Source organism: Micromonospora sp. CA-246542 (assembly GCF_050942905.1).
In the GTDB taxonomy this organism is placed as follows: Bacteria; Actinomycetota; Actinomycetes; order Mycobacteriales; family Micromonosporaceae; genus Micromonospora.
Genome location: NZ_CP192040.1, coordinates 1,115,258 through 1,135,932 on the forward strand (window position 1 = coordinate 1,115,258; position 20,675 = coordinate 1,135,932).

The window sequence follows — 20,675 nt, forward strand, 5'->3', positions numbered from 1 at the left end:
ACAGGGCTGGACTTTATCCACAGGGTGCTGGGGCGGGGTGGAGGGTTCGGGGCTCGGTGACGCAGATTCCGCGGCATGGCAGAGCGTCTTTATCGATACTCCGAGCTACTCAGTGCCGGCCTCAGTCGCGAGCAGGTGCGCAGGATCGTTGGGCTATCCCAGTTGCACCGGCTGTCGCGGAGTATCTACGCGCCATCGGCCGACCGGAGTGGGCACCTGCCGGCGATCTTCCGGCGTCTGCCCGACACTGCTGTGGTCGGATATCACACCGGCGCACAACTGCACGGTTTCGGCGACCTCCGCAGCCCCGACGTGCACGTCATCGTTCCAGCGGGGGAGCCCGTGCCACACATTCGGGGAGTCGTGGCCCACGAGTCGGTGTTACCCGTAGGTGATCCGGTGCTTCTGGATGGTGTGCCCTGTGCACCCGCTGCTCGATGTGCCGTGGATCTGGCGCGATCCGTGCGCCGGATGGACGCGATGCCACTGCTGGACCTGTGTCTTCGGGTCGGCGCTTGCCAACCTGACGAACTCCTGGTCGAAGTCGCTCGGCACGAGCGCCTGCGGGGGATCTGTCAGGCGCGCGAACTGGTCAGCCGCGCCGATCCCCGGGCGGAGTGCCGACAGGAGAGTCAGCTTCGCCTTGTGTTGATCGATGGCGGCCTGCCACCGCCAGAGCCTCAGCTGTGGGTGTCGGACAACAACGGGATACCGCTCTACCGCCTCGACCTTGGTTACCGGCTATACCGAGTCGGTATCGAGTACGACGGTTTGTCCCATCTCAACCGCGCCCGCCTCCAAAGCGATCGATCTCGAATGAACTGGCTCGCAGCAAACGGGTGGCAGATGCGCTACTTCACCGATCTTGACCTCTACCGTCGCCCGACCCACATCATCCGAACCCTAAGCCCCCTCCTCCACCCATAGCCACTCCACAAACCACCCGCCCCCGCCCCCGCCCCCGCCCTCGCCCTCGCGTCGATCATGGAGTTGTGGTGCTTGTTGAGAAGTGCAAATCAGCCCGTAACGCCCACCAAAACTCCATGATCGACGGGCTTGGTGGTGGGGGCGAACTGGTGGGAGGGGTGAACGGTTGGGGGGGTGGTTTCCGTATCAGGCGGTGAAGACATCGGCTAGGGCGGGAGTTTCGGCGATGAGGGTGCAGCGGAAGCATGTGCTGGCGGCGACCGTGGCGGTGGTTGCCGCCGCAGGGGTGGCGGTGGGGACCGGGTTCGGGTTCGCCGACACCGCCCCGGCACGGTCGTCCGCCTGCTCCGGCTCGGTCACGTTTTCGGCGGAGGCCGGTGCGCCGGCGGCGACCAGCGACCGGTTCCCGGTGGGTACGCGGCTGCGGGTGACGAACCTGGACAACAACCGCGCGGCCACGGTGACGGTGACCGGCCCGTCGGGAAGCTGTGTGCTGCTCAACGCCGCCGCCATGGAGTTGGTGCGGGAGCCGGGCAAGAACGTGATCCGCCGCAACGTGGTGGAGAGGCTGGACGGCGCGGCCGCCCAGCCCGCCCCCGGTGGCGTACGCCCCGGCGCCGCCTCGCCCGCCGCGCCACGCCCGGTCCCCGGCTCGGCCTGCTCCGGCGCGATCACCTTCTTCGCCGAGAGTGCCGCGCCGGCGGCGACCAGCGGGAAGTTCCCCGTCGGCACGCGGCTGCGGGTGACGAACCTGGACAACAACCGGGCGACCACGGTGACGGTGACCGGCCCGTCGGGGAGCTGTGTGCTGCTGAACACCGCCGCGATGGACCAGATTCGCGAGCCGGGCAAGAACCTCGTGCGCAACAACACGGTCGAGGTGCTGCGCTGACGGCGGTGCAGGGGCCCGGTCCGGGCCCCTGCACCCATGTCAGCCGAACGCCGCGTCGAGGATGTCGGCGCCCCGGGTGAGCTGCGTGTCGGAGATCACCAACGGCGGTAGGAAGCGCAGCACGTTGCCGTACGTGCCGCAGGTCAGGGTGAGCAGGCCGGCGGCGTGACAGGCCGCCGAGATGGCCGACGTGGCGCTCGGGTCGGGGACGAGGGTGCCGGGCTGGACCAGTTCGACGGCGAGCATCGCGCCGCGTCCTCGTACCTCGGCGATCCGGGGATCCCGCTCGGCGATGGCCCGGAGGCGGGGTGCCAGCACGGATTCGATCCGGCGGGCCGCACCGGCCAGGTCCAGTTCGTGCATGGTCTCGATGGTGGCCAGCGCGGCGGCGCAGGCGATCGGGTTGCCGCCGTACGTGCCGCCGAGCCCGCCGACGTGCACCGCGTCCATCAGCTCCGCCCGACCGGTGACCGCCGCGAGGGGTAGCCCACCGGCGATGCCCTTGGCGAGGGTGACCAGGTCGGGTTCGACGCCCTCGTGCTGGCAGGCGAACCAGTCGCCGGTCCGGCAGAAGCCGGTCTGGATCTCGTCGGCGACGAAGACCACCCCGGCCGCCGTCGCCCACGCGCGCAGCGCCGGCAGGAAACCCGGAGCGGGTACGACGAACCCGCCCTCACCCTGGATCGGCTCGATGAGCAGCGCGGCGACGTTCTCCGCGCCGACCTGCTTCTCGATCGTCTCGATGGCCCGTGCGGCCGCCTCGGCGCCGGAGAGCCCGCCGTCGCGCAGCGGGTACGACATCGGCACCCGGTAGATCTCCCCGGCGAACGGCCCGAACCGGTGCTTGTACGGCATGTTCTTCGCCGTCAACGCCATGGTCAGGTTGGTCCGCCCGTGGTACGCGTGGTCGAACACCACCACCGCCGGTCGTCCCGTGGCATGCCGGGCGATCTTGACGGCGTTCTCCACCGCCTCGGCGCCGGAGTTGAACAGCGCCGACCGCTTCTCGAATCCGCCCGGCGTCAACGCGTTGAGCTGTTCGCACACCGCCACGTACGACTCGTACGGTGCGACCATGAAACAGGTGTGGGTGAACCGTTCGACCTGCGCGCGGACGGCCTGGACCACCCTCGGCGCGGAGTTGCCGACGCTGGTCACCGCGATGCCGGCGGCGAAGTCGATCCACTCCCGCCCGTCGACGTCGGTGAGCGTCCCGCCCGAGGCGGAGTCCACGTAGGACGTGACGACGCTGCCGACCCCGCGGGCCACGGCCGTGCCCCGCCGTTTGTGCAGCTCTTCCGAGGACGGCATGGGTCAGCCCTCGATGTTGTGCATGACGTGCTTGATCCGGGTGTAGTCCTCCAGGCTGTAGACCGACAGGTCCTTGCCGTGCCCGGAGTGCTTGAAGCCGCCGTGCGGCATCTCGGAGACGAACGGTATGTGCGTGTTGACCCAGACGCAGCCGAAGTCGAGCCGTCGCGTCATCCGCATCGCCCGGCCGTGGTCGCGGGTCCAGACCGACGCCGACAGCCCGTAGTCGACGCCGTTGGCCCAGCGCACCGCCTCGTCCTCGTCGGAGAAGCGCTGCACCGTGATGACCGGACCGAACACCTCGTCCTGGATGATCTCGTCGGCCTGCCGCAGCCCGGACACGACGGTGGGCGTGTAGAAGTAGCCGCGATCGCCCTGTCGAGAGCCGCCGGTCTGGATCGCCGCGTGGTCGGGCAACCGGTCGACGAAGCCGCTGACCCGGGCGAGCTGGTTGGCGTTGTTCAGCGGGCCGTAGAGCACGTCGGCGTCGTCCGGCGCGCCGGTCTTCGTGGCGCGGGCCTGCTCGGTGAGCGCCGCCACGAAGTCGTCGTGGACGCCGGGACCGGCCAGCACCCGGGTCGCCGCCGTGCAGTCCTGCCCCGCGTTGAAGTAGCCACCGACCGCGATGGCCTCGGCCGCCGCCGCCACGTCCGCGTCGTCGAAGAGCACCACCGGGGCCTTGCCGCCCAGCTCCAGGTGGGTGCGCTTCAGGTCCGGGGCCGCCGCGGCGGCCACCTCCATGCCCGCGCGGGTCGAGCCGGTGATCGACACGAGCTGTGGGGTCGGATGCGACACGAGGGTACGACCGGTGTCGCGGTCGCCGCAGACCACGTTGAACACCCCCGGCGGGAAGAACTCGGCGGCGATCTCGGCGAGCAGCAGCGTCGACACCGGCGTGGTGTCCGACGGCTTCAGGACGACCGTGTTGCCGGCGGCGAGCGCGGGAGCGATCTTCCAGATCGCCATCATGAGCGGGTAGTTCCACGGGGTCACCTGGGCGCAGACACCGATGGGCTCGCGCCGCACGTACGAGGTGTGTCCGGCCAGGTACTCCCCGGCCGAGCGCCCCTCCAGCAGCCGGGCGGCACCGGCGAAGAACCGGAACTCGTCCACCGCCGGGGGCAGCTCCTCCTCGGCGGTGAGTTGGCGGGGCTTGCCGGTGTTGCGGACCTCGGCGTCGACCAGCTCGGCGGCCCGTGCCTCCACGGCGTCGGCGAGCTTGAGCAGCGCCCTCTGCCGCTCGGCGGGGGTGACCTCCCGCCAGCTCTCGAAGGCGGTGGCGGCGGCGTTCATCGCCGCGTCGACGTCGGCGGGGCCGGAGACCGGCGCCTGCGCGAACACCTCCCCGGTGCAGGGGTCGACCAGGTCGGCGTAGCCACCGTCGGCCGGGTCGACGTAGGAGCCGTTGACGAAGTTGCGCAGCTGCTGCTGGTCACTCATGACGGGATCACTCCGAGGGGGCCGGGGGTGAGGTCTGCGGCGGTTATCGCAATCTGCCTGCCATCTTCGCTACTGAATCCGCAGCAGACAAGGGCTGCGGCGACTGTTTCCGTCGACTGCTGACTCGTCTACGCTGCACGGCGTGGAGCCCGCACCCTTCTTCGTCGCCTCCCGTCCCGCCTCCGGCACGGGCGGGTTGACCGTCCACCACCCGTACGACGGTCGCGCGGTGGGGCGTACCACCTTTGCCACCGGCGGCCAGGTCGAGGCCGCTGTCGCGGCAGCGGCCGGGGTGGCCGCGCAGGCCGCGGCCCTGCCCGCGCACGCCCGCGCGGCGGCCCTGGACCACGTGTCCCGGCGGCTCGCCGAGCGTGCCGACGAGGTCGCGGCGCTGATCACCGCCGAGAACGGCAAGCCCGTGAAGTGGGCGCGTGCCGAGGTCGGACGGGCGGTCTCCACCTTCCGGTGGGCCGCCGAGGAGGCCCGACGCTTCTCGGGAGAGCTGCAACGCCTCGACACCGATCCGGCCGCCACGGGCCGGATCGCCCTGGTCCGACGGGTGCCGAAGGGCCCGGTGCTCGGCATCGCGCCGTTCAACTTCCCGCTCAACCTGGTCGCGCACAAGGTCGCTCCGGCCATCGCGGTCGGTACGCCGATCATCGTCAAGCCGGCCCCGGCGACGCCGCTGTCCGCGCTGCTGCTCGGCGAACTGCTGGCCGAGACGAACCTCCCGGCCGGCATGTTCTCGGTGTTGCCGCTGCCCAACGACCGTGCCGCCGAACTGGTTGCCGACCCACGGCTGCCGGTCGTGTCGTTCACCGGGTCCGGGCCCGTCGGGGCGGCGATCCGGCGGCAGGTACCGGAGAAGCACGTGACGCTGGAACTGGGCGGCAACGCGGCGGCGGTGCTCTGCGCGGACTGGACGTCCGCCGACGACCTGGACTTCGCGGCGCAGCGCATCGCGACCTTCGCCAACTACCAGGCCGGTCAGTCGTGCATCGCCGTGCAGCGGGTGTACGTGCACCACGCGCGGTACGCCGACTTCCTGCCCCGGCTGGTGGCGGCGGTACGCGCGCTGCGCACCGGCGACCCCGCCTCGGAGTCGACCGACGTCGGCCCGATGGTGTCCGAGGACGCGGCCCGCCGGGTCGAGGCGTGGGTCTCCGAGGCGGTCGCGGCCGGCGCGACGGTCGAGGTGGGCGGCGTACGCGACGGCGCGACGTACCCGCCGACCGTCCTCACCGGCGTGCCGGCGGACACCAGGGTCGTCGCCGAGGAGGTGTTCGGGCCGGTGCTGGTGGTCACCCCGGTCGCCGACGACCAGGCCGCGTTCGCCGCCGTCAACGATTCGGCGTACGGGTTGCAGGCGGGCGTGTTCACCCGGCGACTGGACGTGGCCTTCGCCGCCGCGCGAGTTCTCGAGGTGGGCGGCGTGATCGTCGGCGACGTGCCGTCGTTCCGGGCGGATCAGATGCCGTACGGCGGGGTGAAGGGCAGCGGCGTCGGCCGGGAAGGGCTGCGCAGCGCGATGGACGACTACACCGAACCGCGTGTGATGGTGCTGACCGGGCTCGACCTCTAGGCCCGCTCGGCTCGAGCTATTCGATGAATACCTTCACGGTGTCGGCGAGCCCGTCGTTGCGGTTGATGCCGACGAAGAATTCGCTTCCCACATGGGTGACATCTTCGATCTCATCGACCAGGTTGTTGCTCGGAACGCCGATGTCGCTCTCCACATCGCTTCCCGACCAGTTGTACTGGTACACCCAGTTCCATCCGGTCGAGGGCGTCGAGGTGTTGATTGACTTGGTGTTCCAGATGTAGTTCTCCGAGCAGTCGATGCCCTGGTCGGACCGATTGTCGTGACTCGTCAGGTTGCTCTTGACCAGCGTCCATCCACTGGTGAGGGCGCCCGCGCCGGGATGGGTCCACAGGCTGCCCAACCGGCGGGCCGCATATTTGCCGGCACCGCCCGCAGCCGTCGCGCTGTAGCAGAACCCGCTGATGTCGCCGGTCGGCAGACGAACCTCACTGGTTGTGCCGACAGTTCCGTCGGCGTTCAGGCGAATGACCGTCACCTTGTCGCTCAGGAACGCGGACTGACTTCCCTGGGCGGCAATCAGGGCCGGGCCCTGGCCCAGATAGTTCGCGTTGTAGGCGAGGTCGTTGCCGTGGCCGAGCGTCGGTATGGAGGTGGGGGCCCCGGAGCAGACCCAGCTGGCGCCGTCCCAGGTCGAGCCGTCACGGAGCCACCGGGACAGGACCGGCTCCGCGCCGGCCGCCTTCGTGAAGACGATGTAGAGCTGACCGCCCGGCCCCGCCACCATGCCCTGCATGACCGTCCGACCGGCCTTGCACGCGCTGCTGTTCGGGATGTCCAACCGGACCGCGCCACTCCGGTCGGTAGCGGCGAAGGCCGCCGAAGCCGGTGCGATGGCGATTCCAACCGAGAGTACGAGCACGGTGGCGACGCTCGACAGTTTCGTCAATTCGGTGTCTCTTCTCCAGAGGGGGGCGAGAAGAGTGTATCGGTTAGTGCCGATCTGTCTATGTCACGCTAGCGAGCCCAGGTGCCGTCGTCGCGAACCCGGGCGGGGGCGCGGCCGAGCAGCAACGTGGTGAGCGCCGCGTCGACGCCCTCGCCGAGGAACCAGTCGCCGGCCTGGTCGAGGGCGAAGACCCGGCCCCGCTCGTCCACGGCGAGGATGCTGTCCTGCTGCTCGGTGCCGATCGGAAAGAGACGCACGCCGAGCACCGCGCCGAAGTCGGCGAGCGTGTCGGCGGTGTGCGCGATCAGGTGCGGACGGATGTCGAAGCGGGAGATCCACACCTGCTCGCCCGGGCCGCGCCGGGCGCCCACCAGGCTCGGGAAGGCCGTCAACGCCTCCACGGCGGCGGGGAACGCCTCGTGGCGGTGCGTCCTCCCGGGCACGGCCGTGACGTCCCGCACCCCGGCCGCCGCCATGATCTGGTCGCCGATGTGCGGACGCCAGCCCGCTGCCACCAGCGCGTTCGCCACCTCGGGCGGAAAGCGTCCCGGGTCGGGGTCGGGCGCGGCCGGTGCCCGCCACGTCTCGGTGTAGGCCCGCGCCGCCTCCGGAAGGACGTTGGCGCGTACCAGGAACGTGATGCACGAGTCGCAGGGCAGTTCGGCGACGCCGCCGGCCGGGTCACCCGGCTCACGGATCCGGAAGATCTCGAAGCGGGCAGCGTCCAGCAGGGCCGCCGCCTCGGCCCGACCCATCGGCTCGATGCCCTCGGCGGCCCGTCGGTGGTCGTACTCGTGCAGCACGTCGGAGACCACGATCAGTTCGGCGTGACACTCGACGCCGCGTACCAGCTCGCCCGGTGGCCTCTCGTCCAGGTAGGCGCGCACGAGCGGATGGTGGTTCAGGGTGGCGGGGCCTCTCGTGCCCTGGGCCGTCCAGATGCGACCGTCGAGGGTCAGGTGCGCCACCGTGTTCGGCGTCGGACCCCGGTGGATCTCCCGGATCAGCAGGCTCGACGCGTCGATCGTGCGCGGCGCGGTCGGTCCGCTGGGCTGACTACGCCGGTACAGGTCGGCCACCACCGTGGCCGGCACCCGGGGCCAGGTGGTGACCTTTCCGGTGCGCTTGTCGATGACGGTCGTCGGCAGGTCGCCGGGGATCGCCCGTGCTCCGCCCGACACGATCGAGGTGACGACGAAACCGAGGTCGAACTCGTCGACCACCGGGGTGCACTCGTGGCCCACGCGCTGTGAGTCGCGCCGAGCCCAGGCGGACGCGAGCTGCTCGGCCTGCTGACGGTCGATCACACATCGAAACTACCGGACGACACGGATCGATGGCGGCCGGTATGGTCTTGGATACCGACGGTGACGGGAGGAACGACGGTGAGCGAACGCGTGGACCGGGACGCCAATCGCGAGCTACGAGCCCGATTCGACGACGTGTACGGCCAGTACCAGCAGCTCAGGTCTGGTTTGGACACTCTTACGGCACGGCTCGCCGAGCTACGGGTGACCCGCCGCTCATCCGATGCGCACGTCACGGCGACGGTCGACGCGCAGGGCCAGGTCATCGAGGTCGTCCTGACGCCGGCCGCCTACCGGGCCCGGGACGCCGAGGCGCTGAGCCGGAAGATCACCGAGACGATCCGGGCCGCCGTGGCCGCCGCCACCCAGGCCACCCAGGCCCTGGTCGCCGAGACCATGCCGGCCGGCTCCGGCTCGGCGGACTTCCTGCGTAACGGCGACTTCGGCGCGTTGCTCGGCCGCGCCGACGCGTTGCTCGGCCGCCGGGAGGGGTCGGCATGACCGACGGGCAGCTCTGGCTGGACGTGTCCCGTGCGCGGCGTGGCGGCGCCGACCTGGCCCTGTCCGGCGAGGCGGTGACGGCCCGTCGCGCGGCGGAGGGCGGCGAGATCGAGGCCGCCAGCGGCGCCCTCCCGTGGGGGCGCGACGACATCGGCGCGGCGTTCGAGCGGAGCTACCGCGGCATCGAGCAGACCGTGCTGCGCGCCTGGGCGGGCGTCGGTCAGCGGCTCACCGAGTTGGGTGTCGACGTGGTCAGCGCGGTCGACGCCAGCGTGCAGACCGACCAGAGCAGCGCCGCCCGGCTCGACCGGGCCGCCGACCAGCGCTGACGGCGGGGCGATCCGGATGAGCGTGCTGCCCAGCCCGATCCCGCACCCACTCGACTACGCGCCCTGGGACGTACCGGGCTGGATCTACGAGGCCCTCGACTGGGCCGTCGGCGTGCAGTGGCCGGAGGGCGACGAACGGGCCGTCTGGGACGTCGCGGACCGCTGGTACGCGGTCGCCTCCGTCCTCGCCGGCCCGCACGCCGACGCCGCGGCGGCCGCCACCGAGGTACGCAGCGGATACGGCGGCGTGGGAGCTGTCGACGCCGCGTTCGAGGCGGCCTGGCGAGGCATCGCCGAAGGCGACGACGCGCCCCTGCCGGTGCTGCTCGCGGTCACCGCCGATCTGGGCCGCCTGGTCGAGGAGTGCGGCTGCGACATCGAGGGCGCCAAGATCGAGGTCTGGATCGAGCTGGGGATCCTGGTCGTCGAACTGATCTCGGTGGCGGTGGCGGCGCTGCTGACCGCCGGGGCGGCGTCTCCGGCGGCCGGCGCGGCCGTCACCGCGACCCGGCTGCTCATCCAGCAGATCTTCAAACGCCTCATGGGGCAACTGGCCAGCAAGGCTCTGCGGCGCGGGCTCAAGGAGGCCGGTGAGCGCGCGGCCAAGGAGGTCGCCAAGGGCGGCGTACGTGGGCTCGCCAAGCGCGCCACCCGGGAAGGGTTGGAGGAGGCGGCCGAGGAGTCCGGGATCAGCCTCGCCACGCAGACGTACCAGAACTCGACGGGCCGGGCACACGGCGTCGACCTGACCGATCTGGGCGCTTCGGCGGTCGGCGGGCTCGCCGGCGGTGCGGTCGCGCCGCTGGCCGCCCTGGGCCGCCACGCGACCGGCCGCGCGGCGCGAATCGGCGAGCACCTGGGTCGGGAGATGACCGGCGAGATGTTGGCCGAGAGCGCCGCCAGCGTCGCCACCGGGCAGGGCATGGCCTCGGTCGACGACGTGGTACGCGCCGCCGCGTCCGGCGTCACCGGCTCGACGACCGCCCAGACCGACCACGCTCTGCAGGCACGGCTCCGCGCACAGGCCGACGCTCTGGCCGGAGCGTCCCTCGCCGGCCCGTCGCTTCCGATCCCGCCCCCACCACCGGAACTCGCGACGTCCACGCCCGTGTCGCCTGGGCCGGTTCCGCCAGGGCCGGCCACTGGGACGGTGTCTTCTGGGCCGGCGGGCTCCGGGGCGGTGTCTTCTTCGTCGGGTCTGACGGGGAATGGCGCCGGAGCGGTGGGCGCGGACGTCGCCGGTTCGTCGGTGTCGGCAGCAGCCGGCGCGCCTGGGCTGCCAGCCGACGGGCCCGGGGCGAGTGCAGCCCGGCCGGCGGTGGGGGTGATGTCGGGCTCGCGGGCGTTGCGGAGCCGGGACATCACGCGGCTGCGCCCACGCTCTCGGGGGTCACCGCGCCCGTCGCCGGTGTCGTCGACCCGGCCGGCGGCCCAGGGGTCGGCGTCGCCCCGGCGGTCGCCCCGGCGGTCGAGCCGGCCGGCGTCGCCCCGGGCGTCAGCGGCCCCGTACCCTCGTCGACCGGTCTGCCCGGGGCCGCCGCAGCCGTCTCGTCGCCGGTTCCGGTGACCTCGGCGGCTTCCCCGCCCACAGTGGTCGGGCCGTCGTCGGGTCCGCTGCCGTCGGCGCTCGCATCCCCCTCGACTTCCGTGACCTCGACGACCGGGCCGGTGTCGGCCGTGGGGGCGGTGCCTCCGGTCGGCCCGGCGGCCGCGAGCACTGCCGGGCTCTCGACGCCGCTCGCGTCCGCCGGCCCTGCCCCGGCCATCGCGCCCCCGCCGGCGTCCCCGTTCACGCCCACCGGGCCGACGGTCGGCGCGTCACCCGACGACGTCGGCAGGAACGGCGCAGCCATGACCCCGGTGGACGAAAGCGCGGTGGCCGCGCCGGCCGGCCGCCACTCCGCACCCGAGCGGACCGCGACGCGAGAGTCGATCGCGCCAGCCCGCGTACCCCGGCAGAGGACCGGCGGCCGCGCGTCGGCGTCCGTCGACGTGGTCGCGTTCGGCGACCCGGTGGAGTCCGCGACCGACGCCGACGACTGGTACGCGGCCCAGTGGCTGGCCCAGGCGGAGGCCGCCGAGCGACGGCGCTACCAGGGCCACTTCGAGGCACAGCGGATCGGCTTCGAGAACAACCGCCGGCAGGCCGAGGCCACCCGCCTGCGGGCGCGGGCGGCGGAGCACGACCGCCGGGCTGTCGAGTACGCCAACTACGCCCGACAGTTGCACCAGAGCGGTCACCGGCAGTGGGCCGACGGCTGGCAGCGGGCGGCGAACGACGAGACACGCGCGTACGCGCACTGGCGTGACCTCGCCAACGACGTACTGGCGGGCATCACGGCGCCGCCGGTCGTCGACCTGGCCGACGGGGCCTTCGCGCACGCCAACAGCGACGTGGGCGCTCTCGCGCTCGGCGCGGTGGAGACCAGCGGCCCGTCCCGCCTCACCGGCGACGACGTCCCCCCGCCGATCGACGACTCCCGCCCGTACGGGCAGCCGGGCGGGCTTCGGCCACCACTCGCGCTGCACCAGGTCGACGTCGAACGACAGATGCCGCGCGAACGCGATGGCACCGTCAGACGTACCGCCGATCCGCGCCGGGGCGGCTGGTTCCGCCTCCTGAACGACGGCGGCCCCCAGGCCGACGCCACCCGTGGCATCAACTGCCTGGACTGCACCCTGTCGCTGTTCGAGACGTGGGTGCACGGGCGACCGCGGGTGTCCGCGCCGCGCACCTTCGACGGCTACCTCGACGGCGACATCCGACGCCCGATCCGTGGTGAGGCGGGTGGTCCAGGCCGGGTGGAGGACGCCACCGGCGGCCGCTTCCAACGCGTACTCACCCCCGGTCAACCGTCAGACCCGGCGCAGGCCCGGCAGGGGTATGCCAATCTGCGTGACCAACTGCTGCTGGGCGGCCACGGCAGCTACGCGTTCCTGATCACCGAGTGGGCCGGTGGCGGCTCGCACGCCTGGGTGGCACTCAACCAGAACGGCACCGTCCTCTACGTCGACCCGCAGACCGGCCTCGTCCGCGACCATCCGCTGTATCCCGACGTGGTCGGCATCGACGCGCTCGTACTGGGCGGAGACGGCCGGCCGATGCCGCTGGGTGGACTGCCCCGGGGCCGGTTCAGTGAACGCCCCGACCTGCCGACCCACCCACCCGGGTACGACGACGGCGGCCACGGCGACCCGTACGTCAACCGCATGTACCTGCTGCTGGACGGCCCCGGCTCGGTGCCGGACGGCCCGCCGTCTGACGCTCGCGTAAGTCAGTCTCCGACCCGGTTGCTCGCGCAGGCCGGCAGTCTGGACGAGGTCTTCTCGGCCGGGTTGAGTCCCGTCGACTTCGCGCGGGCGGTGGATCCTCCGACCCTCCGGCGGCTGGTGCCCAGCCTCGACGACGCGGCCGCCCAGGACGTGTCGAGGCTGTTCGCCGACACCCGCGTCCGCGACATGTTGGACACCGCCCTGCGAGAGCCGCCCCCGAACGAGCCGAAGCTGGCCGAGACGTTGGCCCGGCAACTGGCGCAGGCACCGGATCTGGCACGAATCATCCTGGCCACGCCCGAACTGGCGAACTCACTGACGGCCCGACCGCTGACGCTGCACCACCTGGCGAGCCACCAGCAGGCCATCGACGCCCTCGCCGACGTACTCGACGACATCAACGGGCGGGAAGCCGTAGGAGTGGACGCGGAGCCGGGAGAGCCCCTCAGAGTTGTGACCTCTCCGCAGCAGACACCTCTGACGGACGATCAGCGGATGATCAGCGCGGGTATTCAGGTGCCTGATGACCTGCCTGTTCAACCCGGATTCGACAAGCGTCGCCAAGCTGACCCAATCTATCGTCAGCACTACCTCGACGGCCTCTACGCGATGGCGGCGGTTGCTCAGACGGAGCTGAATCAGCTCGCGGTGTCTCTCGCCCACCTCGATGATCGCCGCGTTGGCGAGCCTGGATGGCGTACGCAGCCAAAGGATCGGAGGCGAGCCGAGGACAAGGTGGCCAAGCGCCAGGGCGACGCATCCCGTTTGCTGGATCTGGCCGCTGCAAAGGTCGAATTTCGGTCGCTCGACGACCTGTACGGCGCTCTGGAGCGGTTACGCGCTCACCCTGATGTTGAGATCGCGAGTTGTGATGATCGATTCCTGTCGCCGGAGGACAGCGGCTACCGGGATATTCAACTCGTGCTCAAGACGCCGAGCGGCCACCTCGCGGAGTTCCGTCTCCACCTGGCAGCGCTTGATGCGGTAGCGGTCTGGGAACATGCGCTCTACGAGGTACGCCGCGACATCGACGCCCTGGCCCGCATCGAGGCCCGAGAGTTGACGGGGCGCGAGGCCGCGATTGTGGACGGCATCCTCCAACGCGAGCAGCAGTTGTTCTGGCAAGCGCTCCAATCGACTTACGAGGAGAACACCTAGTGGTGCAGATGCCCGGTCTGGTGCTTCCGTCCTACTACCTCTACCACCAGTCTCCCGTCAAGATCGTGAAGACGCCCGACGGCGGTGCCCGGGTGTGGCGAGTTGCAATCGACACGGGAGGCTGGCAGGCGAAGAACGACCTCTTCACGGAGATTGTCTTCGACGTCGGTGGAGATATCTTCCGGCGCACCCCGGAGGAGTTTGTGCAGGAAGTCGAGCGGTTCCGCGCTCACTACCTCGAAGGCGAAGGTCCGGTCTTCGCTCTCTACGAGACCGTGCAGGCACTCAGGGACGCGGCGAAGGCTCAAGGGCGACCGTTGTCGCCCAAAGAGCAGGCTCTCATCCGGGGGATTCGGCAGCGGTCGTTCGTGATGTTCGAGGAGCAACTCCTTGCAGCCGGCGATCCGGGTGCCGATCCCGATTTGGCTGCCCGCTAGTTGAGGATCGTCGCGCTCGGCGCGGGCCTACACGGGGGAGTGCTGCCGGCTCTCCTGTCAGGGTGTCCCGCTGACCAGCCTGGGCGACCGAGCGGGTTCCCGGTTGCCGGTGTGGGCGGGTATCGACGAGAGTCGCCGTATGGCTGATTCACGCGACGAGGAGGCGACCTCCGGCGGCGAACCCACGCGGACCTTCGGTTGGTCGTACCTGTTCGTCCATCCGGACGACGACCCACGCTCGGACGGTAACTTCGCAGACGAGCGGGCCGTTCTCGTCGAGTACCTGCGCGACCAACGCCTCACCTTCGAGTTGAAGTGCGACGGCCTGAACGCTGAGCAGTTGGCCCGGCGGTCGGTGCCACCGTCGACGATGTCGCTGCTCGGGTTGATCCGTCACCTGGCCGAGGTGGAGCGCGGCTGGTTCCGCAGGACGATGGCCGGCCAGGCGGCACCCCAGAGGTACTGCTCGGACGACGATCCGGACGGCGACTTCGACGGCGCGGTCGCCGACCCGGCGGTGGTCGACGAGGCGTACCGGGCCTGGCGTGCGGAGGTGGCGTTCTCCGAGCAGTTCGTCAACGAGGCTGCGGATCTCGACGTGCAGGGGCGGCAACGCGACGGCAACGTCATCGTGCTGCGCAGGCTTCTGGTGCACATGATCGAGGAGTACGCGCGGCACAATGGCCACGCCGATCTCCTGCGCGAGCGTATCGACGGAAGGGTGGGTCAGTGATGGCCGAGGGGTTCGACGTCCGGTTGACGCGGGCGCGGGAGCGCTACGAGCAGGCGGTCTTCGGCGGTGACGGCACGTCGTTGGACGAGGCCGAGCGGGATCTCGTCGCGGTGGAGGCGGACACGGCCCTGGCTCGTGGACGGCTGTTGCACGCCCGTTTCCTCGAGACCGGCGCGGAGGACGCGGCTGAGCTGTCGCTCTTCGAGCGGGCCGCGCAGCTCTACCGCGAGGTGGGCGACGCCCGTGGCGAGGGTGAGGCGCTGTTCTGGGTGGGCACGGTCCACCAGGTGATCCGGCAGGACCAGGCCGCCGCCGATCCGGCCTTCGCGCGGGCGCGTGAGTTGGCGACGGAGGCGGGGGACGAGCTGACCCTCTCGTACGTGTTGCGGCACCTCTGCTTCGGCGAGCAGGCCGCCGGCCGGGTCGAGGCGGCGCGGGAGTTGCTGGAGGAGTCGACGCGGTTGCGCCGGAAGTTGTCCTTCACGCCGGGGGTGGCGGCGAATCTGATCGGTCTGGCGGACCTGGCGGCGAGCGGCGGTGACCGGGACGCCGCCCGTGGCCTGCTCGACGAGGCCACGTCACTGGCTGCCAGCAGCGGCGCGTACGGCATCGTCCGGTGGATCGACGAGGCCCGCGACGAGCTGAAGCTCGCCTGAGCACCCTGTGGGCGCACCGGTGCGCGGCGCGGCCCTTTCCGTAGCGCCGAACGGCGGTTGACCGTGTTTATTAACATCGCTCCATGGCGAGATCCACTACGGGCAGCAGCAGCTCCGGTTTCTGGGCGTGGGCGGTCGGCCTCCTGTTCGGCCTGGCGATCGGTATCCCCTCGTTCGGCCCGAAGGGAGGGGTGGCGTTCGGTGTCGCCATGGCGGTCGTCGTCGGTGTCGCGTTCGGTGCCACCCGGAGGCGGGTCGACGACGGTGCCGATGGGGAGCCTGCCGAGGCGTCGACTCCGGCCGAGGACGGCGACGCGAGTCGGTCTTCCCGCTAGGGCAGGTCGGGCGACGAGGTGACCGGTATGGAGTCGCCGAGCGTGATCGACTCGACATCGCCGATCTCGGGGCGTCCGGGGGCGCGGGATAGCGCGACATCGCCGAAATCGAGTGGATCAAGGGCGGTGCTGACCCGGACTCCGCGCTCGGTCGCGGAGGCGGTGGCCGTACAGGAGGAGTTGCGGCCCCTGGTCGACCTGGTCGGGCCCGGCCCGCTCGCGCCGGAGACGGTGGCCGGCCTGGACGTGGCGTACGCCGAGAGCGGTGACCTCCTCGCGGCGGCCGTGACCGTGTTGGATGCTCGGACGCTGGCCGTGGTGGATTCGGCGGTCAGCCTGGGTCGGCCCGCGTTCGACTACGTGCCGGGGTTGTTCGCCTTCCGCGAGGCGCCGGCTCTGCTCGCCGCCCTGGACGCGTTGAAGACCGTTCCGGACCTGCTCGTCTGTGACGGGCACGGGGTGGCGCATCCGCGCCGGTTCGGGCTGGCTTGTCACCTCGGGGTGGTCACCGGCCTGCCCGCGATCGGAGTGGGCAAGACGCCGCTGGTCGGCGAGTGGGAAGCCCCGGCCGCCGAGCGGGGCGCCTGGTCGGCGCTGCGCGACGGGGGTGAGGTGCTCGGCCGGGTGCTGCGTACCCGGGACGGAGTCAAGCCGGTCTTCGTGAGCGTCGGGCACCGGGTGAGTCTGGAGAACGCCACTGCCCGGGTGCTCGCGTTGACTCCGCGCTATCGCCTTCCCGAGACGACGCGCACCGCCGACCGGCTCTGCCGCGAGGCTCTCGCCGGGGCCGGAAACGGGTCGTAGACCGTAACGCCGCACACATACCGACCGCTCTATGACCGGTGGTGGGAGTGGCCCGGTAGTAGCCTGTCCGGCGGACCCCACCCGGGGAGGAACGGTGAGGTGATCATGACGCTGCGTCGACGTGCCGCACGGCTCGCGACGGTCTGCGGTCTGTTGGTCGGCCTGGTGATGCTCGGTGCGTCACCCGCGCTGGCCGACGAGGACTCGGTCCGTGTGGGTGCGGCCAGCAGCTTCGCCGCCGGAGGTTCCCCTCAGGGAGTGAACGTCGCGGTGCGCAAGCGCTCCGAGGGATGCGTCCTGCTGCGTACCGCTCTGGGTCTGAGCCTTGAGGGTCTTCAGCCGGATCAGGTGGCGGTCCAGGTCAACGCGGGCGGACGCTGGTTCCCGGTGGGTGTGTCCGGTGGCGGTGGCAACGTGACGACCGCGCAGACCTCGCCGGCCAAGCCGACGTTGTGCAAGGGCAAGGGCATCACCGTGCGGTACCGGGTGGCGTTCGCCGCCGGCACGCCGGGGGGTCGGCTCTCCGTGACCGGTGTGGGTCTCACCGCCGCCGGACAGCAGTTGGGGCAGGGCAGCGACACGGCCAAGGTCGCCGGGCGGCTTTCCCCGTCGCCCACGCCGACGCCGTCGAAGAAGCCCACCCCGACCCCGACCCCGACCCCGACCGAGGTCGCGGCGGCGGGCGAGGTGGTGGACCCGGCCGCACTGGGCCCGGCCTCCGTCGCACCCTCGACGACGGCGGTGGCCGCCGAGTCCGGTGGTGGTGGTTCGCCGATCATGTTCTTCGGCATCGCGATGGTGGCGGTGGGTGTGCTGTTGATCGTGCTGCTGGTCCGCCGTTCCCGGCAGGACCGCACGCCGACCGACGAGCCCGGCCCGCTGCCGGGCAACCCCGGTGGGACCACCTACCGCGCCGGTGGTGGGTCGCCGGCCGTGCCCGGTCACCCCGGCCCGGTGTACGGCCAGCAGCCACCGGCGGTGCCCGTTCCGCGACCCGCCCCCGGCGGCGTCTACGGGGCACGACCCGCCACGCCCTCGCCGGACGCCACTCAGGTCATGCCGGACGCCACTCAGGTCATGCCCGGCGCCCCCGGCGATCCGGGTGCTCGGCCCCGGCCGGACGACCCGGACGGCGGCGACCGCACCGTGTTCATGCCCCGGCTCCCCGGCTGAGCGGGGCGCGGCCCGGTCGCTCCGATACGCTCAGGTTCGTTGGAAACCTGCGGCCAAGGAGCGGAACTAGTGTCTGATCTGTCCCAGATCGTGAAGGCGTACGACGTCCGAGGGACGGTGCCGGACCAGTGGGACGAACGGGTCGCCGAGGCGCTCGGGGCCGCCTTCACCCAGCTGCTCAACGCCACTGACGAGCCCGGTGACGCCGTCGTCGTCGGGTACGACATGCGCGCCAGCTCGCCCGGCCTGGCGGCCGCCTTCGCCGCCGGGGTACGGGCCGAGGGGCGCTCGGTGATCGAGATCGGGCTCGCCTCCACCGACCTGCTCTACTTCGCCTCCGGTTCGCTCGGCCTGCCCGGAGCGATGTTCACGGCCAGTCACAACCCGGCTCAGTACAACGGCATCAAGATGTGCCGCTCCGGCGCCCGGCCGATCGGCCAGGACAGCGGCTTGACGGAGATCCGTGACCGGGCGCAGGCGATGCTGGACTCGGGGGCGTCCCGCCCGGCGGGCGAGCCGAGCCGGCCGGCCGAGCGGCGCGACCTGCTCCCCGACTACGCCGCGTACCTGCGCAAGCTGGTCGACCTCTCCGGCATCCGGCCGTTGAAGGTGGTGGTCGACGCCGGCAACGGAATGGGTGGCTACACCGTCCCCACCGTGCTCGGCGAGGCCGCCCTGTCGGCCCTGCCGCTGGAGATCGTGCCGCTCTACTTCGAGCTGGACGGCAGCTTCCCCAACCACGAGGCGAACCCGCTGGACCCGGCGAACCTGGTCGACCTCCAGCGCGCCGTGGTCGAGCACGGCGCCGACATCGGCCTGGCCTTCGACGGCGACGCCGACCGGTGCTTCGTGGTCGACGAGCGCGGCGAGCCGGTCTCGCCGTCGGCGATCACCGCGCTGGTCGCGGCGCGGGAGCTGGCCAAGCACCCGGGCTCCACGGTGATCCACGGTCTGATCACCTCAAGCGCGGTCGCGGAGATCATCCGTGAGCACGGTGGGGAGCCGGTGGTGGCCCGGGTCGGGCACTCCTTCATCAAGGCGGAGATGGCCCGCACCAACGCCGTCTTCGGCGGGGAGCACTCCGCCCACTACTACTTCCGGGACTTCTGGTTCGCCGACACCGGGATGCTCGCCGCGATGCACACACTGGCCGCCCTGGGCGAGCAGTCGCTGCCGCTGTCCGTGCTGGCCGGCGAGTACGAGCGCTACGTCGCCTCCGGCGAGATCAACTCGACGGTCGTCGACCAGGCCGCGGCGGTGGCCGACGTGCGGGCCGCGTACCCGGACGCGACGACCGACGAGATGGACGGGCTGACGCTGCGCTTCGAAGACGGCGCGTGGTTCAACCTGCGTGCCTCCAACACCGAGCCGCTGCTGCGGCTCAACGTCGAGGCGCCCACCCGCGAGCGGATGGTCTCGCTCCGGGACGAGGTGCTCGACCGCGTTCGCCGATAAGATCGCCTGCGCCGGTCGGCACCGCCGTCGGTGACCCGCACTCGTGGAAGGAGCCGTGCCATGGCCCTGGATCCGCAGTTGCTCGAGATCCTCGCCTGCCCGGACACGCACCACGCCCCGCTGACCTACGACGCGGAGGCGCAGACGTTGACCTGCACGGAGTGCGGTCGGATCTTCGAGGTCCGCGACGACGTGCCGGTGCTGCTCCTCGACGAGGCGCGTGGCGGCCCCGGGCAGCAGTCATGATCGACGGTACGGCCGGGGTGAGCGGTCGGCGCGACGCCGACGAGGCCCTGCTCGACAACCCGAACGCGCTGGCCGAGCACGACCCGGGCGACATGCTGCGGCACACCGCCTCGGGTGGCGCCCAGGTACGCGAGAGCGCGGCGCTGGCCGCCGAGGCGAACCTCGCGGTGCTGGCCGACGACGGGCGGCCCCGGGCCGTGGTGATCGCCGGCATCGGCACGGCCGGGCGTACCGGTGACGTGCTGGCCACGGTCGCCGGGCCGCGCTGCCCGGTCCCGATCATCGGGCACCGCAGCTCGGGCGTACCCGGTTGGGTGGGCGCCGCCGACGTGGTGATCGCGGTGAGCGCGTCGGGTCGCAGCCCGGAGGCGCTCGGCGCCGCCGAGGCCGCGCACCGACGCGGCGCTCGACTGGTCGCGGTGGGCGCACCGGACTCGCAGTTGCAGTCGGTGGCCGAGCGGGCCCGGGCGCCGTTCATCCCGGTGCCCCGACGGGCGCCGGCCCGGGCCAGCCTCTGGGCGCTCACCGTGCCGGTCCTGCTGGCGGCGCGGTCGCTCGGCCTGGTGAAGGTCAACGAGGCGGACCTGGCGGAGACGGCGGCCCGGCTCGACGCGGACGCCGACCGCTGCCGGTCCACCGCCGAGTCGTTCGTCAACCCGGCCAAGTCGTTGGCGCTGGGCCTGGCCGGCTCGATCCCGATCGTGTGGGGCTCGTCGCCGCTGGCGACCGTGGCGGCCCGCCGGTTCGGCGACACCCTGTCCGCGAACGCCCGCTACCCGGTGGTCACCGGCGCGCTGGGCGAGGCCGGGCGGGGGCGGGTCGGGCTGCTGGACGGCGTCTTCGGCGGCCTGGCCGAGGGGAGCGGGACATCTTCGCCGACCCGTCGGAGGACGACGGCGAGGGCACCCGGCTGCGGCTGGTGCTGCTGCGCGACGGTGGGCTCAACGCCGACGACGACACGGACGAGCCGCTCGCCGTCGAGGAGCGCCGCGCGGACGCGGTGCAGACCCTCGCCGAGCGCCGTGGCGTGCGGTGCGACGTGGTGACCGCCGAGGGCGGGTCGGCTCTGGAGCGGCTGGCCTCGCTGATCGCCGTACCGGACTTCGCCTCGATCTATCTTGCTCTGGCACACGGGTTGGACCCGATGGCCGTACCGGCCATCACCGAGATGAAGGAGCTGTCGAACCAGTGAACGAAAGCAGGGGGCGG

General features: G+C 71.7%; 19 protein-coding genes and 1 pseudogene. 16 read left to right on the forward strand and 4 right to left on the reverse strand.

Annotated features, from left to right (window positions below):
• Positions 1-75 precede the first annotated feature (75 nt).
• Together ACQP0N_RS05325 and ACQP0N_RS05330 are read left to right on the forward strand one after the other, a co-directional pair.
• On the forward strand, positions 76-927 hold the full coding sequence (locus ACQP0N_RS05325; protein ID WP_433118020.1) for a hypothetical protein: 852 nt from the start codon (positions 76-78) through the stop codon (positions 925-927).
• Positions 928-1,153: 226 nt separating this feature from the next.
• On the forward strand, positions 1,154-1,819 hold the full coding sequence (locus ACQP0N_RS05330; RefSeq protein ID WP_433118022.1) for a hypothetical protein: 666 nt from the start codon (positions 1,154-1,156) through the stop codon (positions 1,817-1,819).
• Positions 1,820-1,858: 39 nt separating this feature from the next.
• Here the strand turns inward: ACQP0N_RS05330 and gabT are convergent, their stop codons facing one another.
• Positions 1,859-3,130, reverse strand: coding sequence for a 4-aminobutyrate--2-oxoglutarate transaminase (gene gabT / locus ACQP0N_RS05335; RefSeq protein WP_433118024.1), 1,272 nt, complete (start codon positions 3,128-3,130; stop codon positions 1,859-1,861).
• Between the two features lie 3 nt (positions 3,131-3,133).
• Positions 3,134-4,570 (reverse strand): gamma-aminobutyraldehyde dehydrogenase, encoded by a 1,437-nt coding sequence (locus ACQP0N_RS05340; RefSeq protein ID WP_433118026.1) that lies wholly within the window; start codon positions 4,568-4,570, stop codon positions 3,134-3,136.
• A gap of 142 nt (positions 4,571-4,712) precedes the next feature.
• Here ACQP0N_RS05340 and ACQP0N_RS05345 point away from each other — a divergent pair, with 142 nt between their 5' ends.
• Positions 4,713-6,152, forward strand: coding sequence for an aldehyde dehydrogenase family protein (locus tag ACQP0N_RS05345; RefSeq protein WP_433118028.1), 1,440 nt, complete (start codon positions 4,713-4,715; stop codon positions 6,150-6,152).
• A 16-nt stretch (positions 6,153-6,168) separates the two neighbouring features.
• Here ACQP0N_RS05345 and ACQP0N_RS05350 read toward each other — a convergent pair whose 3' ends face one another.
• Both ACQP0N_RS05350 and ACQP0N_RS05355 read right to left on the reverse strand, forming a co-directional pair.
• Complete coding sequence (locus ACQP0N_RS05350) at positions 6,169-7,032, reverse strand: hypothetical protein (protein WP_433118030.1); 864 nt, start codon at positions 7,030-7,032, stop codon at positions 6,169-6,171.
• 95 nt (positions 7,033-7,127) lie between these two features.
• Positions 7,128-8,366 carry an SUKH-3 domain-containing protein gene (locus ACQP0N_RS05355; RefSeq protein ID WP_433118032.1) on the reverse strand — a complete coding sequence of 413 codons (1,239 nt, stop codon included), beginning with the start codon at positions 8,364-8,366 and terminating at the stop codon, positions 7,128-7,130.
• 78 nt (positions 8,367-8,444) lie between these two features.
• On the opposite strand from ACQP0N_RS05355, the gene ACQP0N_RS05360 reads away from it, so the two are divergent.
• The 13 genes and pseudogenes from ACQP0N_RS05360 (at position 8,445) to ACQP0N_RS05420 (ending at position 20,658) form a co-directional block, all read left to right on the forward strand.
• Positions 8,445-8,867 carry a YbaB/EbfC family nucleoid-associated protein gene (locus ACQP0N_RS05360; RefSeq protein WP_433118034.1) on the forward strand — a complete coding sequence of 141 codons (423 nt, stop codon included), beginning with the start codon at positions 8,445-8,447 and terminating at the stop codon, positions 8,865-8,867.
• Positions 8,864-9,196: a hypothetical protein gene (locus ACQP0N_RS05365; RefSeq protein ID WP_433118036.1), complete on the forward strand. Its 333-nt coding sequence runs from the start codon at positions 8,864-8,866 to the stop codon at positions 9,194-9,196. The genes ACQP0N_RS05360 and ACQP0N_RS05365 overlap by 4 nt, the downstream gene beginning before the upstream one ends.
• A gap of 16 nt (positions 9,197-9,212) precedes the next feature.
• Complete coding sequence (locus tag ACQP0N_RS05370) at positions 9,213-10,763, forward strand: hypothetical protein (protein WP_433118038.1); 1,551 nt, start codon at positions 9,213-9,215, stop codon at positions 10,761-10,763.
• Between the two features lie 80 nt (positions 10,764-10,843).
• Positions 10,844-13,627: a toxin glutamine deamidase domain-containing protein gene (locus tag ACQP0N_RS05375; RefSeq protein ID WP_433118040.1), complete on the forward strand. Its 2,784-nt coding sequence runs from the start codon at positions 10,844-10,846 to the stop codon at positions 13,625-13,627.
• Positions 13,628-13,635: 8 nt separating this feature from the next.
• Positions 13,636-14,064: a hypothetical protein gene (locus ACQP0N_RS05380; RefSeq protein WP_433121448.1), complete on the forward strand. Its 429-nt coding sequence runs from the start codon at positions 13,636-13,638 to the stop codon at positions 14,062-14,064.
• A 139-nt stretch (positions 14,065-14,203) separates the two neighbouring features.
• Positions 14,204-14,797 (forward strand): DinB family protein, encoded by a 594-nt coding sequence (locus ACQP0N_RS05385; protein WP_433118042.1) that lies wholly within the window; start codon positions 14,204-14,206, stop codon positions 14,795-14,797.
• A complete protein-coding gene (locus tag ACQP0N_RS05390) occupies positions 14,797-15,453 on the forward strand; it encodes a tetratricopeptide repeat protein (RefSeq protein ID WP_433118043.1) in 657 nt (218 codons plus the stop codon). Before ACQP0N_RS05385 ends, ACQP0N_RS05390 begins: the two co-directional genes overlap by 1 nt.
• 83 nt (positions 15,454-15,536) lie before the next feature.
• Positions 15,537-15,788: a hypothetical protein gene (locus ACQP0N_RS05395; RefSeq protein ID WP_433118045.1), complete on the forward strand. Its 252-nt coding sequence runs from the start codon at positions 15,537-15,539 to the stop codon at positions 15,786-15,788.
• 126 nt (positions 15,789-15,914) lie between these two features.
• Entirely contained in the window at positions 15,915-16,592 is a 678-nt protein-coding gene (gene nfi / locus ACQP0N_RS05400) for a deoxyribonuclease V (protein WP_433118047.1), read from the forward strand.
• Positions 16,593-16,697: 105 nt separating this feature from the next.
• Entirely contained in the window at positions 16,698-17,765 is a 1,068-nt protein-coding gene (locus ACQP0N_RS05405) for a hypothetical protein (protein ID WP_355052024.1), read from the forward strand.
• Positions 17,766-17,834: 69 nt separating this feature from the next.
• Complete coding sequence (locus ACQP0N_RS05410; protein WP_433118049.1) at positions 17,835-19,220, forward strand: phosphomannomutase/phosphoglucomutase; 1,386 nt, start codon at positions 17,835-17,837, stop codon at positions 19,218-19,220.
• 60 nt (positions 19,221-19,280) lie between these two features.
• On the forward strand, positions 19,281-19,466 hold the full coding sequence (locus ACQP0N_RS05415) for a Trm112 family protein (RefSeq protein WP_007455824.1): 186 nt from the start codon (positions 19,281-19,283) through the stop codon (positions 19,464-19,466).
• Positions 19,463-20,658, forward strand: a pseudogene (locus ACQP0N_RS05420) (SIS domain-containing protein). The gene ACQP0N_RS05415 and the pseudogene ACQP0N_RS05420 overlap by 4 nt, the downstream one beginning before the upstream one ends.
• Positions 20,659-20,675 lie beyond the last annotated feature (17 nt).

Coding starts and splice junctions, on each gene's coding strand:
- ACQP0N_RS05325 (WP_433118020.1), top strand. CDS start 76: ATGGCAGAGCGTCTTTATCGATACTCCGAGCTACTCAGTGCCGGCCTC.
- ACQP0N_RS05330 (WP_433118022.1), top strand. CDS start 1,154: ATGAGGGTGCAGCGGAAGCATGTGCTGGCGGCGACCGTGGCGGTGGTT.
- gabT (WP_433118024.1), bottom strand. CDS start 3,130: ATGCCGTCCTCGGAAGAGCTGCACAAACGGCGGGGCACGGCCGTGGCC.
- ACQP0N_RS05340 (WP_433118026.1), bottom strand. CDS start 4,570: ATGAGTGACCAGCAGCAGCTGCGCAACTTCGTCAACGGCTCCTACGTC.
- ACQP0N_RS05365 (WP_433118036.1), top strand. CDS start 8,864: ATGACCGACGGGCAGCTCTGGCTGGACGTGTCCCGTGCGCGGCGTGGC.
- ACQP0N_RS05370 (WP_433118038.1), top strand. CDS start 9,213: ATGAGCGTGCTGCCCAGCCCGATCCCGCACCCACTCGACTACGCGCCC.
- ACQP0N_RS05380 (WP_433121448.1), top strand. CDS start 13,636: ATGCCCGGTCTGGTGCTTCCGTCCTACTACCTCTACCACCAGTCTCCC.
- ACQP0N_RS05385 (WP_433118042.1), top strand. CDS start 14,204: ATGGCTGATTCACGCGACGAGGAGGCGACCTCCGGCGGCGAACCCACG.
- ACQP0N_RS05390 (WP_433118043.1), top strand. CDS start 14,797: ATGGCCGAGGGGTTCGACGTCCGGTTGACGCGGGCGCGGGAGCGCTAC.
- ACQP0N_RS05395 (WP_433118045.1), top strand. CDS start 15,537: ATGGCGAGATCCACTACGGGCAGCAGCAGCTCCGGTTTCTGGGCGTGG.
- ACQP0N_RS05405 (WP_355052024.1), top strand. CDS start 16,698: ATGACGCTGCGTCGACGTGCCGCACGGCTCGCGACGGTCTGCGGTCTG.
- ACQP0N_RS05415 (WP_007455824.1), top strand. CDS start 19,281: ATGGCCCTGGATCCGCAGTTGCTCGAGATCCTCGCCTGCCCGGACACG.